This window comes from Paenibacillus sp. FSL E2-0177 (assembly GCF_037992975.1).
In the GTDB taxonomy this organism is placed as follows: domain Bacteria; phylum Bacillota; class Bacilli; order Paenibacillales; family Paenibacillaceae; genus Paenibacillus_AQ; species Paenibacillus_AQ odorifer.
The window spans coordinates 746315-762136 of the sequence record NZ_CP150307.1 but is presented as its reverse complement, the minus strand read 5'-3'; the positions used below and the strand labels follow the sequence as shown (position 1 = coordinate 762136).

General features: G+C 47.7%; 13 protein-coding genes. 3 read left to right on the top strand and 10 right to left on the bottom strand.

Annotation, left to right across the window (positions count from 1 at the left end; translation table 11 throughout):
- Positions 1-37 precede the first annotated feature (37 nt).
- From MHI25_RS03485 to MHI25_RS03460, 6 genes are all read right to left on the bottom strand, one after another.
- Entirely contained in the window at positions 38-295 is a 258-nt protein-coding gene (locus MHI25_RS03485; protein ID WP_076303431.1) for a hypothetical protein, read from the bottom strand.
- Positions 296-310: 15 nt separating this feature from the next.
- Complete coding sequence (locus MHI25_RS03480; protein WP_036679857.1) at positions 311-1195, bottom strand: inositol monophosphatase family protein; 885 nt, start codon at positions 1193-1195, stop codon at positions 311-313.
- Positions 1196-1463: 268 nt separating this feature from the next.
- Positions 1464-2471 carry a UV DNA damage repair endonuclease UvsE gene (gene uvsE, locus MHI25_RS03475; RefSeq protein WP_339281634.1) on the bottom strand — a complete coding sequence of 336 codons (1008 nt, stop codon included), beginning with the start codon at positions 2469-2471 and terminating at the stop codon, positions 1464-1466.
- Positions 2468-2785 carry a hypothetical protein gene (locus MHI25_RS03470; RefSeq protein ID WP_036679853.1) on the bottom strand — a complete coding sequence of 106 codons (318 nt, stop codon included), beginning with the start codon at positions 2783-2785 and terminating at the stop codon, positions 2468-2470. The genes uvsE and MHI25_RS03470 overlap by 4 nt, the downstream gene beginning before the upstream one ends.
- Positions 2786-2830: 45 nt before the next feature.
- Positions 2831-3922 (bottom strand): D-alanine--D-alanine ligase, encoded by a 1092-nt coding sequence (locus tag MHI25_RS03465; RefSeq protein WP_076130522.1) that lies wholly within the window; start codon positions 3920-3922, stop codon positions 2831-2833.
- A gap of 20 nt (positions 3923-3942) precedes the next feature.
- Positions 3943-4977, bottom strand: a complete 1035-nt coding sequence (locus MHI25_RS03460; RefSeq protein WP_340395653.1) for an amidase domain-containing protein — start codon at positions 4975-4977, stop codon at positions 3943-3945.
- Between the two features lie 451 nt (positions 4978-5428).
- Between MHI25_RS03460 and acnA the strand changes: the two genes are divergently transcribed.
- Positions 5429-8170: an aconitate hydratase AcnA gene (gene acnA, locus MHI25_RS03455; protein ID WP_038568617.1), complete on the top strand. Its 2742-nt coding sequence runs from the start codon at positions 5429-5431 to the stop codon at positions 8168-8170.
- Between the two features lie 1652 nt (positions 8171-9822).
- Here the strand turns inward: acnA and MHI25_RS03450 are convergent.
- The gene (locus MHI25_RS03450) at positions 9823-10566 is read right to left on the bottom strand and encodes an IclR family transcriptional regulator (protein WP_076124389.1); all 744 of its coding nucleotides are present in this window, start codon (positions 10564-10566) and stop codon (positions 9823-9825) included.
- A gap of 296 nt (positions 10567-10862) precedes the next feature.
- Here MHI25_RS03450 and MHI25_RS03445 point away from each other — a divergent pair, with 296 nt between their 5' ends.
- Positions 10863-11903 (top strand): alpha/beta hydrolase, encoded by a 1041-nt coding sequence (locus tag MHI25_RS03445; protein ID WP_340394975.1) that lies wholly within the window; start codon positions 10863-10865, stop codon positions 11901-11903.
- Here MHI25_RS03445 and MHI25_RS03440 read toward each other — a convergent pair whose 3' ends face one another.
- Positions 11904-13280, bottom strand: coding sequence for an MATE family efflux transporter (locus MHI25_RS03440; RefSeq protein WP_076193774.1), 1377 nt, complete (start codon positions 13278-13280; stop codon positions 11904-11906).
- 255 nt (positions 13281-13535) lie between these two features.
- Here MHI25_RS03440 and MHI25_RS03435 point away from each other — a divergent pair, with 255 nt between their 5' ends.
- A complete protein-coding gene (locus MHI25_RS03435; protein ID WP_076138416.1) occupies positions 13536-14714 on the top strand; it encodes a Fe-Mn family superoxide dismutase in 1179 nt (392 codons plus the stop codon).
- 118 nt (positions 14715-14832) lie between these two features.
- Here the strand turns inward: MHI25_RS03435 and folE are convergent, their stop codons facing one another.
- Together folE and MHI25_RS03425 are read right to left on the bottom strand one after the other, a co-directional pair.
- Positions 14833-15426: a GTP cyclohydrolase I FolE gene (folE, locus tag MHI25_RS03430; RefSeq protein WP_036676830.1), complete on the bottom strand. Its 594-nt coding sequence runs from the start codon at positions 15424-15426 to the stop codon at positions 14833-14835.
- A gap of 45 nt (positions 15427-15471) precedes the next feature.
- The gene (locus MHI25_RS03425) at positions 15472-15723 is read right to left on the bottom strand and encodes a YneF family protein (RefSeq protein ID WP_036676828.1); all 252 of its coding nucleotides are present in this window, start codon (positions 15721-15723) and stop codon (positions 15472-15474) included.
- Positions 15724-15822: the final 99 nt, after the last annotated feature.

The following is a 15822-nucleotide window of genomic DNA, read 5'->3' as shown; positions in this document are numbered from 1 at the left end:
CTATATTCAGGAAACCGCCCTCGCAAATCACTGGCTATTATTGGTCTGAATCTTCATCTGACTCTAACTTCTGCCCTGCACGCTCCAGATATTTATCATAACGGTCATCCAGCTCATATCCAATCTTACGATAACGCAATGTTTCTTCCACAATAGGATCGAGCGTAGTCTGAATACGAATTTCATATTTAGGTGAGATTTCCCGGATTTCCTTAGCCGTACGATCGCCTTGTTCCATCTCACCATCTACCAACATTTCGCTCAGCTTGCGTTCCAAATCATCCTTCTCACTCATGCTGTATCTTCCTCCCTAAAGCTTATATCCTGTTGCTTCAGCATTCTTCAGTGACGAAACCAAATATTCGTGAATGTGGCCATTACTTGCTACTACATGGCGTGTACCAATATCATATGAACGTCCTAGGGTATCCGTAATCTTGCCTCCTGATTCAAGTACAAGCAGTACTCCTGCTGCACAGTCCCAAGGGCTTAAGCCCACTTCCCAATAGCCATCTACACGGCCTGCCGCCACATAAGCTAAATGTAGAGCAGCCGCGCCTCCGGCACGAATACCACGAATCTGCGGAAGAATACTTTGCAGTCCTGCCATATTCACAGGTTGTGCAAACTCACGATCCGGCGGAAAGCCCATAGCAATCAGGCTGTCCCCAAAATCAGTCTCCGTAGAGACCGAGGTAGGAACACCGTGCATGTAAGCTCCCTTTCCTTTTTCAGCGACGAACATTTCATCACGAGTCGGATCATAAATAACGCCTACAGTTAGTTCACCGCGAATCACCAATGCTATGGAGACACAGTAAAAAGGAAATCCGTGTACGAAATTAGTCGTACCATCTACAGGATCTACAATCCACAAATATTCATGCTCACGAGCTTCTTCCAATGCAGCGGTAGCCGCTGCTGCTCCCGGGGAAACCCCTTCTTCCCCGAGAATGGCATGGTCGGGAAAATGTGTCAGGATCAGCCTGCGAATCATTTGCTCAACGCCTTTATCAACTTCCGTAACCAGATCTTGTGCTGAAGTTTTTGTATTCAGCTCCTTCACGAGACCCTGTCTGCTCTTTATCCATTCTCCTGCTTTGGCAGCCGCATTAATGGCCACCGCCGTATGTCCCTTGCTTGTTACTACATAGGGTTCACGTTCATTCTTACCCTCTGGATTTAAAGGACTCATATCTTCACTCCACTTTCTTGAACATAATCGCCAATGGCTTTAATTCTAAAGCAATCCTATTCACAATACCGTGCAATACGTCAAAACGTTCCCCAAGTTCCCAAAGTTCCGCCAAAAGAGGACCCAATTCTCATCTGCGAGCATAAATGCCCCAGGTCCATATAAAGACGATAAGCGATTAAAGTTTCATTCAACGTACCCTATTTCAAGTTACATATCAAGTCATGATAGGACCCGTATTCGGGACCTATCTCCTTATTTTCATTGTTTAAGGTTCAATATTCACGCTTGCCCCATTTAATAAGGAAATTCCGTTACCGGCCTCAGCCAGCTCCTTCATAGCCTCCATCAATCCAAATAACGCGCCATCTTTTAGTTTCGCCTCAATCATAACATCGACAGCAGGCGTATCTGCGGCAATACGTTTCAGAAAAGCCAGCAAAGGCGCAGGTTCCACGCCATCCGCATGGCTGCGCGGATCAGACGGGCTGCGCGGACTGGATACATGAATCTTAGGCGGCAAAAGCTCTCCAGAAGGAACGTCCTTCTGTGCTAGCTCGCTTCGCCATGTCTGCAAAATGTCAGGCCACAGCTCCCAAGGGAGCTCTCCTTCATTATTCACCCATTGGTGGTGAATATCCAGCACCATCGGTAATCCTACGCTCTGACTGACTGCCAGTGTCTCCGGAGCTGTAAATGTCTTATCGTCATTCTCCAGCGTTATACGCTCCTGCAGCGCTGCCGGCAGCGCGCGGAAATGCTCCTCGAATCGCTTCGCCGCTACAGGCTTGTCCCCATAAGCTCCGCCAATATGGATATTGTTCTTCGCCATGGCAGGAAGCCCCATAGCAACCAGCATGTCCACATGGTACTGCAAATCCCGTACGGAGTTTATCAGCACCTCCGGACGGGGTGTACTAAGTACTGTAAAGTGATCTGGATGAAAAGAAACGCGCAGCCCGTGCTTTTTCACATATTGGCCCACTTCCGCAAATTCCTCGGCGAGCACCGCAAACGGATTCCAGTCCTGCAAATCCGGATGCGTCGCCAGAGGAATGATTTTGGAAGTGAGACGGTACACCATGATGTCCGAAGCCACATTATGCTTCATCAACCGCAGCGTATTATGCAGATTCATTCTAGCGATGTTCTCCAAACGCCGAAGTGCCGCTTCACGGTCATCCAGCTTCTTAAAAGAGGCCATCGTCATTGTCTTAGATGGGGAGCAGTCTTTGATAACGGTGGACATCGCTACATATCCGAAGCGGACAATCATCCCTGTGCTCCAAAAAACATTTCCTCAGCCAAAGCTGTCTGCACTCTGGACTCTTCTTCATTCAGCTTACGCACAAGCTCCATCTCGACCGCGGTAACCTCATGCCCTTGAAAATTAATCTCTGCAATCGAGGCTGAAATTTTGACAATGGCTACAGCTACATTCTCAGGGGTGTAAGCAATAACCTTTTGACCCGTCGGATACACACGAAAGCCTTGCTTCACCATTTTGGTGCGCCCATATTCCAGCAGCTCGTACAGCTCTTGTTCACTCTTGAATTTGCAGACGGAGTTGAATTCTGTTTGAAAACCCATGTTTCTTCTCTCCTTCCAGTCGGGATATTCCCGCTATAGCTTCTATTACTCGTTGTCGTACTTAAGACCTTGTTTAAAATTATAGCGCTCCAAGGCTAACTCAATCATTCGGTCTAACAGAGCTCTATAAGATACACCCGTCTCACGCCACAATAGCGGATACATGCTGTAAGGAGTGAAACCAGGCATCGTGTTCACTTCGTTAATTAGAATTTTACCATCCGATTTTCGCAAGAAGAAGTCTGCCCGGGTAATTCCACTGCCCTCAATCGCTCGAAAAGCAACTATCGCGGACTCCCGCAAACGATCGGCCACTTCAGAATCCACTGGTGCAGGAATCATCATTTGCGATTTGCCGTCCGTATATTTGGCTGCGTAATCATAATATTCACCAGAAGAAACGATTTCACCCGGAACAGAGGCTTCTGGTTCATCATTTCCAAGCACGCCAACCTCTACCTCACGCGCATCCACAAACTCCTCAATAATAACTTTGGTATCATAGCGGAAAGCAAAATCAATGGCTTTTACAAGACTATCCTTATCGGCAGCCTTAGAAATACCTACACTTGAGCCTAGATTGGCAGGCTTCACGAATACCGGATACCCCAGTTTATCCTCTACACCAACAATCAACTCATGACGTTTTCTTTTCCAAGCGCTGATATTGAAATAACAAAACTCGCATTGATCCAGGCCGGCATCAGCGAACAGCTTCTTCATGACCACCTTATCCATACCTGCCGAAGAGGCAAGAACACCAGCACCGATGTAAGGAATATTCGCCATTTCGAACAACCCTTGAATCGTTCCGTCCTCACCATACGTGCCGTGCAGCAGCGGGAACATTACGTCCACTGTTTGGTCAGCACCGGATAATCCACTAAATACCACGTTCAGGGCTGTGCCCATATCTTCGGTCGCTTCTGCAAGCTTGAGCTGCTCCACTTGGCTGTAAGGAGCTGATAACTTCTCTCCAACCTTCCACAATCCCTGTTTTGAAATGTAAAAAGGTATAATCTCATATTTATCATAATCAAATGAGTTCATCACGGCAAAAGCCGTCTGTAGCGATACCTCATGTTCTCCTGATTTGCCCCCGTACACCAGCCCTACGGTTAGTTTTGCGTTCCCCATTCCCTTAACCTCTTTCTGTACTATAAGTAGTCGTTAATATGAAAAAAACGGTATTTTGTTTGATCAGTCCATGCGTAGGAATCACGATAATCCCAATAGCGATGACGGCTGCTAACGGTACGTGCATTCACAAGCGGCATGCCTCCTGCATCAAAAGCTGTGACGATTGTGCTGTGCTGATACTGCCCGTTGCCATCCCAGTCATATTGAATGATATCGCCCAGCATCAATTGCTCCGGCCGCTCCATGACTTTCGCACGCAAGCCACTGCTCCGACTTCCGCTCAAATAGCGTTGCAGACTGTCTGATACAGCCCAGCTATAGCTCCACCATTCTTGTTTGCCTTGGTAACCTTTGTACCACCAGCCCGTTTCTCTTTTACCAGTATAGTTGATAGGTGCTCCCCCTGCAAAGAGACATTGGGAGACATAATTTGTGCAATCCACCTCGAAGGTTTCGAACTCCGGATTGCCGTCTTTCCACCAGCGGTCGGCATACGCCACAGCTTCTTCACGGTTATAACGAACCTCTCTTGAACCTGCAATTTCTCCGAGGACATTCCGGTTTAGCAGGGGCTGTGATGGCAGCGGTGCCGGCAAAGCCTCTCCCCATTTGGATAGTCTGCCCGATAGCTCTACCTCTGCCCGATGAACCGTATTTCTTTCAGGGACACTTCGTTCCACACCAGCAATCTCCCAGCCCCCACCGTCCCGTACAAAGGTCAGCCGCTCCAGCTCGATAATATCCTCGCGGTGGTTAACGCCGCCTTTTTCATAATAAAGCGCACTATGCAGTGTAACCTCTGCTACTACCTCAGTCGGAGTCTGCCGGACGGTCCGCAAAGTCTTAACCCCTGTCTCTCCGCGCAAAGGAGTTATCCCACGTTCTTTATACCACTCAGCAAGACGTCTTGAACGCTCCCCTTGTTCTACCAGAAAACGCGGATCTTTAACGGATACGGAAACGGTATGCGATGATGACTTAGGCTCCACCCTGGCCTTATTCACTTGATCAACATATACATAAAGACTTTGCTTCCACTGTTGTTCCATTATACTCGCGCCCCTTCTTTCCCTTTTAACTGCTGTTCTATGTATATGAAAGGAAACAGGCCGCTATACAGATCGGTTGAATAGTTAAGGATGTTTCAGGCAAAAACTCTAACCCCAAGTCCGACATCTCAATCCAACATGGACAACGAGGACCCTATCACCTAATGACTGAGGAAGAGAAATTCAGTGTGTATTTCGCCTAATAATTAAGTAAAACCAAGGATTCCGGTGAATTCTTTCGAATTATCTCCTTTAAATGGCTCTTTTTGAGGTAAAAAGAATATCCCGAAACGATACAATATAACAATGGAAGGGTAGCTTGGGCATTTTCTCAGGCATAATTCGGGCTTTAGATGTAGGAAAAAAAACTTTACTCCCCACTTTGTAACCGTTATAATTAAGCTAGAAGCAATTTGAAATTGGGTTTCATTAGACGAAACAAGGAGGCGCATATATGCCAAGCAAGGATCATTTTTCATTGGCTCGGACCCTGGAATCAGGCGGCAAATCTTATCGCTATTATGATCTGAAGTCCCTTGAGGAACAAGGATTGGGCTCTATTTCTTCCCTGCCTTTTTCGATCAAAGTCCTACTAGAGGCTGCTGTACGTCAGTTTGACGGACGTGCAATTACTGAAGAACATGTGAAACAACTGGCCGATTGGTCAGGTGACATTGACCGTAATAAAGAAATTCCATTTATCCCTGCTCGTATCGTGCTTCAGGATTTCACCGGAGTTCCGGTAGTCGTGGATCTCGCAGCTATGCGTGATACTGTAAAAAAAGCCGGAGGAGATCCTAAACAGATCAATCCGCTTGTCCCGGTTGACCTTGTAATTGACCACTCTGTCATGGTTGATGCTTTCGGTACAGCAGACGCCTTGGAATACAATATGAACGTTGAGTTCGAACGCAACGAGGAGCGTTACCGTTTCCTTCGTTGGGCACAGACAGCTTTTAACAACTTCCGTGCAGTTCCACCAGCAACAGGTATCGTGCACCAGGTAAATCTAGAGTATTTAGCTTCCGTTGCCACTACTAAAACTATCGATGGTGAAACTGTCGTTTATCCAGATTCCCTTGTAGGAACGGATTCCCATACCACGATGATCAATGGTCTGGGTGTTGTGGGCTGGGGTGTAGGCGGTATTGAGGCTGAAGCAGGAATGCTTGGACAACCGCTCTATTTTGTTACACCTGATGTAGTGGGCTTCAAGCTTACAGGCAGCCTTATCGAAGGAGCTACAGCAACGGATTTGGCACTGACAGTAACTGAAATGTTGCGTAAAAAGGGTGTAGTCGGCAAATTCGTCGAATTCTACGGACCTGGCCTTGCTAACATCAGTCTGGCTGACCGGGCAACTGTTGCCAACATGGCGCCAGAATACGGAGCAACTATCGGTTTCTTCCCTGTAGATGACGAGACACTCGCTTATCTTCGCAGCACGGGCCGTCCGGATGATCTGGTGGCGTTGGTTGAATCTTATTACAAAGCACAAGGGATGTTCCGTACCTCGGATACGCCAGACCCTGAGTTCAGCGATGTGATTGAGCTTGACTTAGCTTCTGTCGTTCCTAGCTTGGCTGGACCAAAACGTCCACAAGACCGGATCGAACTTACGCATATGAAGGAAAATTTCGAAGGTATTATCCGTACACCTGTAGACAAAGGCGGTTATGGTCTCAGCGATGAGAAAATCGCTCAAGTCGTAGAAGTACAGCACAAAAACGATACTACCAGCAAGCTCAGCACAGGTGCAGTCGTAATCGCAGCTATTACTAGCTGTACGAATACTTCCAACCCAAGCGTTATGCTTGGAGCAGGTCTTTTGGCGAAAAAAGCTGTGGAACGTGGTCTGACCAAACCAGCTTACGTTAAGAGCAGCTTGACTCCAGGATCCTTGGTGGTTACTGAATACCTGCAAAAAGCAGACTTGCTGAAACCACTTGAAGCACTGGGCTTCTACTTGGCTGGTTATGGCTGTGCCACTTGTATCGGTAACTCCGGTCCATTGCCTGAAGAAGTTAGTCAAGCCATTACTGACAATGACATGACCGTAGCCGCAGTCATCTCCGGTAACCGGAACTTTGAAGGCCGCGTACATGCTCAGGTAAAAGCAAACTACTTGGCTTCACCGCCGCTCGTAGTTGCTTACGCACTGGCTGGTACAGTAAATATCGATTTGCAAACTGAGCCACTTGGATTTGATCCGCAAGGTGAGCCAGTATTCCTGAAAGATATCTGGCCAACCACTGCTGAAATTCGTGAAGCCATTGGTCTCTCCCTTAGTCCGGAGATGTTCCGTAGCAAATACGAAAATGTATTCACCGCTAACGAACGTTGGAATTCGATTCCTGTTCCGCAAGGCGAGCTGTATGAGTGGGATGATAATTCCACGTACATCCAGAATCCGCCATTCTTCGAACATCTGGCAGACGGTCTAGGAGACATTAAGGATATCAAAGATGCACGCGTTCTAGCGCTGCTTGCTGATTCCGTGACAACCGACCATATCTCACCAGCGGGTAATATCTCTACCTCTGGTCCTGCTGGCGAATATTTGCGCGATCATGGTGTAGAACGTGCAGACTTCAACTCCTACGGCTCACGCCGCGGAAACCACGAAGTCATGATGCGCGGTACGTTCGCTAACATTCGGATTCGTAACGCAGTAGCTCCTGGTACAGAAGGCGGCGTTACTACCTTCTTGCCAAGCGACGAGGTTATGTCCATCTATGATGCTTCCATGCTCTATCAGGATGCTGGACAAAATCTGATCGTCATCGCTGGTAAGGAGTATGGTACAGGAAGCTCACGTGACTGGGCAGCTAAGGGTACGCTTCTACTTGGCGTTAAAGCAGTTATCGCTGAGAGCTTTGAGCGGATTCACCGCAGCAATCTGGTCGGTATGGGTGTACTCCCACTTCAATTCCAAGAAGGCCACGGCTGGAGCAGCTTGGGACTGACCGGACGCGAGACCTTCAACATTACTGGTCTCGATAACAACGTGGCACCAAGTCAAGAGCTAACTGTCACGGCTACCCGTGAAGACGGCACACAATTCGATTTCCCTGTCATTGCACGACTCGACAGCACAGTCGATATTGATTACTATCGCAACGGCGGTATCCTGCAGACTGTTCTTCGCCAGATGCTGGCAGATGCTACAGACTCTTCCGCGGTGTCGGTAGAATAGATTTAAAGTAACTTAAAAAGGGACTGTTTCACGGCCATGAGTGGCTGTGAGCAGTCCCTTTTTTATGGAGTCGTTCCAGCAGCCAATTTGTGGCGGGTGGGGTGCCACTGTCTGTTGCCTTTGGGATCTTCACCATTGCTGCGTGAGGCTCAGGGGACATTTAGGATTCCGCGCGCCTCAGGGGACGCCTAGGATTCCATGCTATCGGACTCAGATGACTCTATTCGCTCGATTATCCGACTTTTGGCGCGGGGTCGGACTCAGATGACTCTAAATGAACAAATTTACGAATTTTGGCGTGCGATCGGACTCCATAGTCGCTATTGGCATAAAAAACACGCTGAATGAGCCCATTTCTGCCGAATAGCTGCACTGGGGTCCGAAACTATGCCAAACTGGCTGTCAATTCGCAAATAGCGTCCCCTGAGTCCGAAAGCCTCAGGGGACGCCTAGGATTCCATGCTATCGGACTCAGATGACTCTATTCGCTCGATTATCCGACTTTTGGCGCGCGATCGGACTCCATAGTCGCTATTGACATGAAAAACACGCTACAGGAGCCCATTTTTGTCGAATAGCTGCACTGGGGTCCGAAACTACGACAAAATGGCTGTAAATTCGCAAATAGCGTCCCCTGAGTCCGCACGTCTCAGGGGACGCTTAGAATTCGGCGCTATCGGACCCAGATGACCCTATACGCTCGATTATCCGACTTTTGGCGTGCGATCGGACTCCATAGTCGCTATTGGCATGATAAACACGCTGAATGAGCCCATTTTTGCTTAATAGCTGCACTGGGGTCCGAAACTCTGCCAAAAAGGCTTTAAATGGGCAAATAGCGTCTTCTGAGTCCGGAAGCCTCAGGGAATATCTAAATAACAACCCGAGATTACTTGTGTACGAGTTATGAGATACGTGGGTTCGTGGGTTCGCGGGTTCGCGGATTTGTGAGTTCATTGTTTCGTAAGTTCATTAGTTCGTAGGTTCGTTGGCTCGTAGGTTCGTTGGCTCGTGGGTTCGTGGGTTCGTGGGTTCGTTGGCTTGTTGGCTCGTAGGTTCGTGGGTTCGTTGGTTCGTTGGCTCGTGGGTTCGTTGGCTCGTGGGTTCGTTGGCTCGTAGGATCGTTGGCTCGTAGGTTCATGGTGGGTTCTCTACCTTTCCGTCTTTCCATCCTCCCGCCCCTCCGTCCCTCTGCCTATCTAGACTCTGGGTTCTAACTCTCCAGACTCAGCATTACGAGTTACTGAGGATTCCAAAGAAACGTATATTCACTGAAGCTCACCAAACCAACGCAAGGTAGGGGAGCCGTTAGCCATTAGCTAGCCGTCAGTTAGCTGTTGATTACCCATCAGTTAGCCGTTAATTACCCATCAGTTAGCCGTTAATTACCCATCAGTCAGCCGTCAGTTACCCATCAGTCACTCATCAGTCACTCATCATTCACTCATCAGCCACTCATCATTCACTCATCATTCACTCATCAGGCCATCAATTACTCATCAGTCAACCAGCAATTATCCATCAGTTACCCATCGTTTCCTGCCACTTACCCACAATCGACTAAGCCCTCCCCAAAACAGCAAAGCAGCGATCCTCCAGTAACGGAGAGATCGCTGCTTTGCTGTTTAACAAGGTATGTCTCAGCCAGCGAATTAAGGAATCATCATGCCCATTTCACTAGCCGCTTCCTTCAGTACCGCGGCATATTCCACTAGCGTATCTCGGGATAGGCGACTAACTGGGCCGGACAGTGATAACGCCGCGATCACATTTCCACCGCGGCCCGTAACAGGCACCGCCACCGCGGCCGCGCCGGGCTCGCGTTCCTCGAAACTGGTGGCATATCCGAGCCGGATAATGTCATTAAGCTGCTCTTGATAGACATCCTTCTCAACGTAGTCCGGCCATCCCGAACTCTCCAGCAATTCTTTCAGCACCTCTGGAGGAGCATAGGCTGCCAGCACTTTACTTGATGCGCCCACAGATAAAGGCAATCTCGCACCGATCTGCGCCACTCGCCGGATGGCCTGCTGGCTCTGAACCGCCTGAATCCGCACACGTTCTATGCCGTCGCGTAAGTATAAACTAACGGTCTCCCCTAACCGATCCCGCAGCCGTTCCATTGACGGCAATAATACCGCGGCCGACTCATCAAAAGCAGGCAAATGCGTAGACAATTCCCAAATTCGTATACCCAAACTGTATTTCTCAGTGGCCGGATTACGAATGAGGAAGCCCTTTTCCTCCAAGGTTGCCAGCAGCCGATGGACGGTACTTTTATGTAAATCAATCTTTGAAGCGATCTCCGTCAACCCTAAATCTCTGTCCTGCGTAAAACAAAGCAATATATCAAGCGCACGTTCTACCGCACGCACTGTAAGCTTTCGGTCCTCCATGACAATCTCCCCCTCGTGTTTCATCAAATGAAACTCGGTTACATTATAACTAACTCTATCTTAGTGCAAAACTCTATGGAAAGTCCAGTATATTCACTCCGCCGGAGTTGTGCCAAAAATGTGCCGGAAAAGGTTGGGCCGCACTTTACAGTTACATTACAAAAGCGTCTAATTCATTGACTTTGTAAGGGCTTTTTCATACGATTAACATATTAAATTATCTACTGATGCTTTAGAATCATTTTTACAAATTCTTCTAGGCACTAGTACTCACATCATTCTTAGGAGGGGACCATATGGATCTGGCAACTCGCCAAACCGGCACAACCGTCTCCCGTCGACCTAAACTACCTAAACAAGGCAGTTCGTCCCGGCTATCGCTGCGGATGATTCGTGTGAAGCATATTATCGTTGCACTGCTATTATCTATTTTTTTCTTTTTATCCTTCTGCTTTGTCTCACTTCATGGCTATATCGCCTGGGTGTTATCTAATCCAACGGTCGCACCTCTGTATTCCAATCCCATGCAGGCCAAAGGTCTCGCATACGAGGATGTGACGTTTCCAGCTAAAGATGGAAGTCGGATGATGAGCGGCTGGTATATTCCCTCCGAAGGGGCTACCAAAACTATCGTGTTCAGCCATGGCTATGGCGCCAACCGGGAAGAATCTTGGGTACCTATGTACGATCTCGCTCACTATGCACACAGTCTGAATTTCAATGTCGTGATGTTTGATTACGGCTTTGCTGCCCAAGGCAACAAGGATATTGCAACCGGAGGTAAAAAAGAATCCCAGCAGCTTCTAGGCGCTATTGATTTTGCTAAGGAACGTGGAGCTGAGGAGTTAGTGGTATGGGGCTTCTCCATGGGAGCAGGCACAGCACTGCAAACAGGATTAGTATCAGAGGACATTGACGCGATGATTCTGGACAGCACCTTTTTGTTAGAGCCAGATACGCTGTATCATAATATTAAGCAAAATATTGATCTGCCCCGCCAGCCTTCCCTGGCGATTATGGAAATGCTGTTCCCAGTTCTGAACGGTACGGGGCTGAATCAAATTCCTTATGCAAAGGTCAAATCCGAAGATTATCCTTTCCCTATTCTACTCATGCATGGAACCGAAGATGATAAAGCTCCTTATCCTATTGCCGAAAAGCTGGCCGCGAACCAAAGCAATCCGTTCTCAGATTCCTGGGTCGTAGAGGGCAGCCATCATGAATTGCTATTCCGTGAGCACCCGCGTGAGTATTTGCGGCGAGTCTCTGCTTTCTTAGGAAATGTTCAACTAGCCAAAACCTACAATGGCAACCAGCCGGCGATGGCAAGTAACTAGTTAAGCACTACAATCCGCCTCTGTCCCCTGATGGGTCAGCTGCTTCAACCATTTACCACGGCGAAAACGCACGTAACCTATAACCAATCGAACAGCCTCTTCCAGGGACAGAAAGAAGTATACCCAGGGAAGAGGCTGTTTCCATCCCCATGACAACAGTAGCCCTAGAGGCACCCCAAGCAACCAAGTTGTGGAGGCTTCCATAATAAAGACGAATTTACTATCGCCACCACTCTGCAGGATCCCTCCCGCAATCATCATATTGCCCACCTTTATCCATAAAAAAAGAGCAAAAAAGCAGATAACGGAAGTGACCATTCGGCGCTCTTCCACTGTTAAGTTAAAGGCTGAGACGTAGAGCGGGGCAAGAACAGCAATAAGAACACCAAGCAGCAATGAAATCCCTACTCCTATTCGAACAAAAAAACGAGCATACTGAAAAGCACCTGCATTATTATTCTCTCCCAGCTTATGTCCGACCATAATGCCAGCTGCACCAGAAAGCCCTGCCAGAAGCCCAATCGTCAACCCCTGCAGCGGAAAGGTCACTGTCATAGCGGTCATCTCCGCTGTGCCCATACGGCTATATATTACGGAATAACAAGCCTCCCCTAAGACCCAAACCAATTCCGTTAAAACAATAGGCGCTATCGTTCTTAAAAAAGGTATGCACAGCGCTTTCGAAAACGAACTGAGTTCCTTAATACCTCCGGCACCCGGCAGCTTTCCACGATATACGGCTCCGACAATCAAGGCACTTTCGACTATACGTGAGATTAACGTTGCATATGCCGCACCTGCAAGTCCAAGCTCTGGAAATTCCCAATGCCCAAAAATAAGCGCATAGTTTAAAATAATATTCATTCCTACAGCAGCTATGCTAACAATCATTGGATACTTTACATGTCCTGAACTTCGTAGAACCGCCGAATAGAGCATCGTCAACATCGTTGGAATATAACTGAGGGCAACGATTTTCAGAAAAATGTACCCATTCTCCAACACTTCTTTATCCGTTGTAAAAATAGACAGACATAGCCGAGGGTTGAAAAAAACAAATATCGTAAATGAACCCGACAAGATCAGGCCAATTCCAAGACTTAATCCCAGTAGTGGTGTGATGCTCTTTCGGTCTTTACTCCCCCAATATTGAGCCGCGTATATAGCAAGACCCGTAGCAAGACCCGCCAGTACCACTGAAATCACGCTATAGATTTTACTAGCCATCCCAACCGAAGCGATTGCTACACCCCCAAGCTGCCCTACCATCAATTGATCTACTAAATACAGCACCGCCATGACTAGACTTTGGAGGGATATCGGTACCGCTAATTTTAAAAGCTGATTATAAAATTGCTTCTTCTCAAGCTTGTTCATACCCTCATCTCATTTCTCAAAGTTTTTCTACTACCCCATAGGATTTCATTAATCGGTCCACACGACAAAAAAAGGTACACCCTCCTTTTCGCGAGGTTGTACCTTTCGGTATCATTGCCTTTATTTTCCTGTATTATTTCACCATATCAAACAGTTGTCAACGATATTATTATCGCGTTCTTATGCTCTTCATAAGCTATCATGAGCACACATATAATGGACTGATGAAGACATATCACGGGAGGTTTTCTTGGAATGTTATATGTATACGGGCCGATGCTGCCAGTACGTATTTTAGAAGAAATCGTATTCTGGAAAACACAAGAGAAAGAGCATACCGAGGTTATCAAAGCAATCGTACCTAACCTGGAGGAACCCTATGTTAAACTGCTGGATGAATGGGCAGTGGTCTTCGGTGCCACAGAGATGGCCGCTCAGCAGTTATTGAATTCTGCCCTCTCTGCTTCTCCACCAAGTCAGGCTGAACTCACTGCGGAAACAGAAAAGCTGCTGCATATCTCCTGTACCCAATCCCAAGAATTTGTTCGGCAGCTTTTTGCCATTATGGAAAGTAGCGCAGCCGTCAAAGCCGTCCCCCTTGCTACCACTGTGATCCTGCATATTATTCGCGAATCAGAGTATTTCCTTGCCGTACTGCACACTCTGAGCTCACCCGGACAGCTCACGCAAATTATGAGAGATTATACAGCAGCCGACTATGTCGTAAGAACAGAAGAGGACAATGTCACTCGGAATGAGGGACTTATTCCTTCTACAGATACTATCCTTGATATTCGTGAAATGAGTGCTGTGCCAATTGGCGGACATACGCTGCCTCCATTGCCTTATGCTTATAATGCGCTGGAACCATACATCGATGAGAAAACCATGCGGATTCATCACGATAAACACCATCAAAGTTATGTAGATGGACTAAATAAAGCGGAGAATAAGCTAGCTGAGGCTCGCAAGAAAGGAGATTTCGATCTCGTTAAGCATTGGGAGCGGGAGCTAGCCTTTAATGGGGCAGGCCACTATCTCCATACAATCTTCTGGAACGTAATGTCTCCACAAGGTGGCGGGCGTCCAACTGGAGCCTTACTGGAAGCCATTGAACAAAGCTTTGGCAGCTATGACAGCTTCAAGAAACAGTTCACAGAAGCTGCGAATAAGGTTGAAGGTGGCGGCTGGGCTATTCTCGTCTGGAGTCCACGCAGTCATAGACTGGAGATTTTGACTGCGGAGAAACATCAGAACCTGTCACAATGGGACGTGGTTCCGTTACTGGCTCTGGATGTATGGGAGCATGCCTATTACCTTAAACATCAGAATAATCGGGCCGATTATATTGAGGATTGGTGGAAGGTCGTTAACTGGCCTTACGTCTCAGAACGTTATGCTGCTGCCAGTAAACTGGCCTGGAAGCCTTTTTGATATTATTTCAATTCACAGTGAACATCACTCTTATTCCCACACCCTGACCAAAAAGGACCCATCATTCACATTACGTGAACGATGGGTCCTTCCAATTTCGAGGTATGCACCCCGATATTTATTCCTTAATCAAGCTTAGAAACTCCGCACGAGCGGCGGCATCCTCACGGAAGACCCCTCTAGTAGCCATAGTTACCGTTTTGCTGCCTGGCTTCTTCACTCCGCGTGCACACATACACAGATGTTCTCCCTCCACAACAACCATAACACCGTGGGGGCCTAGCACCTCCGTCATAATATCAGCAATTTGCGCCGTAATGCGTTCTTGAACCTGTAGACGCCGGCTTACTGCTTCAACAAGCCGAGCTAATTTGCTGAGTCCAGCAATACGTCCGCTCGGAATGTATCCTATATGCACTTTACCAAAGAAAGGAGCCATGTGGTGTTCACATTGGCTGTAATAGACGATATCCTTAACAATCACTAGCTCTTCATGAGACTCATCAAAAGTAACGCCGAGCGCCTCGCGGGGATCTATCGAATAACCGCCGAATATCTCCTCGTACATCCGCGTAACACGTGCCGGTGTTTCCAGCAGTCCCTCGCGGCCGGTATCTTCACCGATTAATTCTAATATTTTCTCAACGTGATACTCGATTTGCTCACGGTTCTCTGCAACTTTACCGTTCACATATTCCTTGATGTTCCCCATGATGTCTCCCCCTTCCGCACCCGTATACATGTTATCCGGACCCGGTTACTTACTTCTACGTTTATTCCCTTTAGCTGCTCCTGGGCGCGCACCTGGCTGTCCCTGAGTCTTCATCATTTGCTGGGCACGCTGCATTTGCTTCCCGTTCAGGTTATAACCCATTTGCTTTGCAACCTTTTGCAGCATTTCAGGATCATTCTGCATGTTTGTCATTTGTTTGCGCAGATAATATACACCGATGAAAAAACCACCGATGAGACCTACGACCAATGTAATAATAGGTAATGCGATACTCATCTAAAGCCCACCTCTACACTCTATTGTCTGCATCGCCATATGGCACGCGAATCTATCATAGCATTTCAGGAACTGGACAGCAATTGGCAATATGCAACC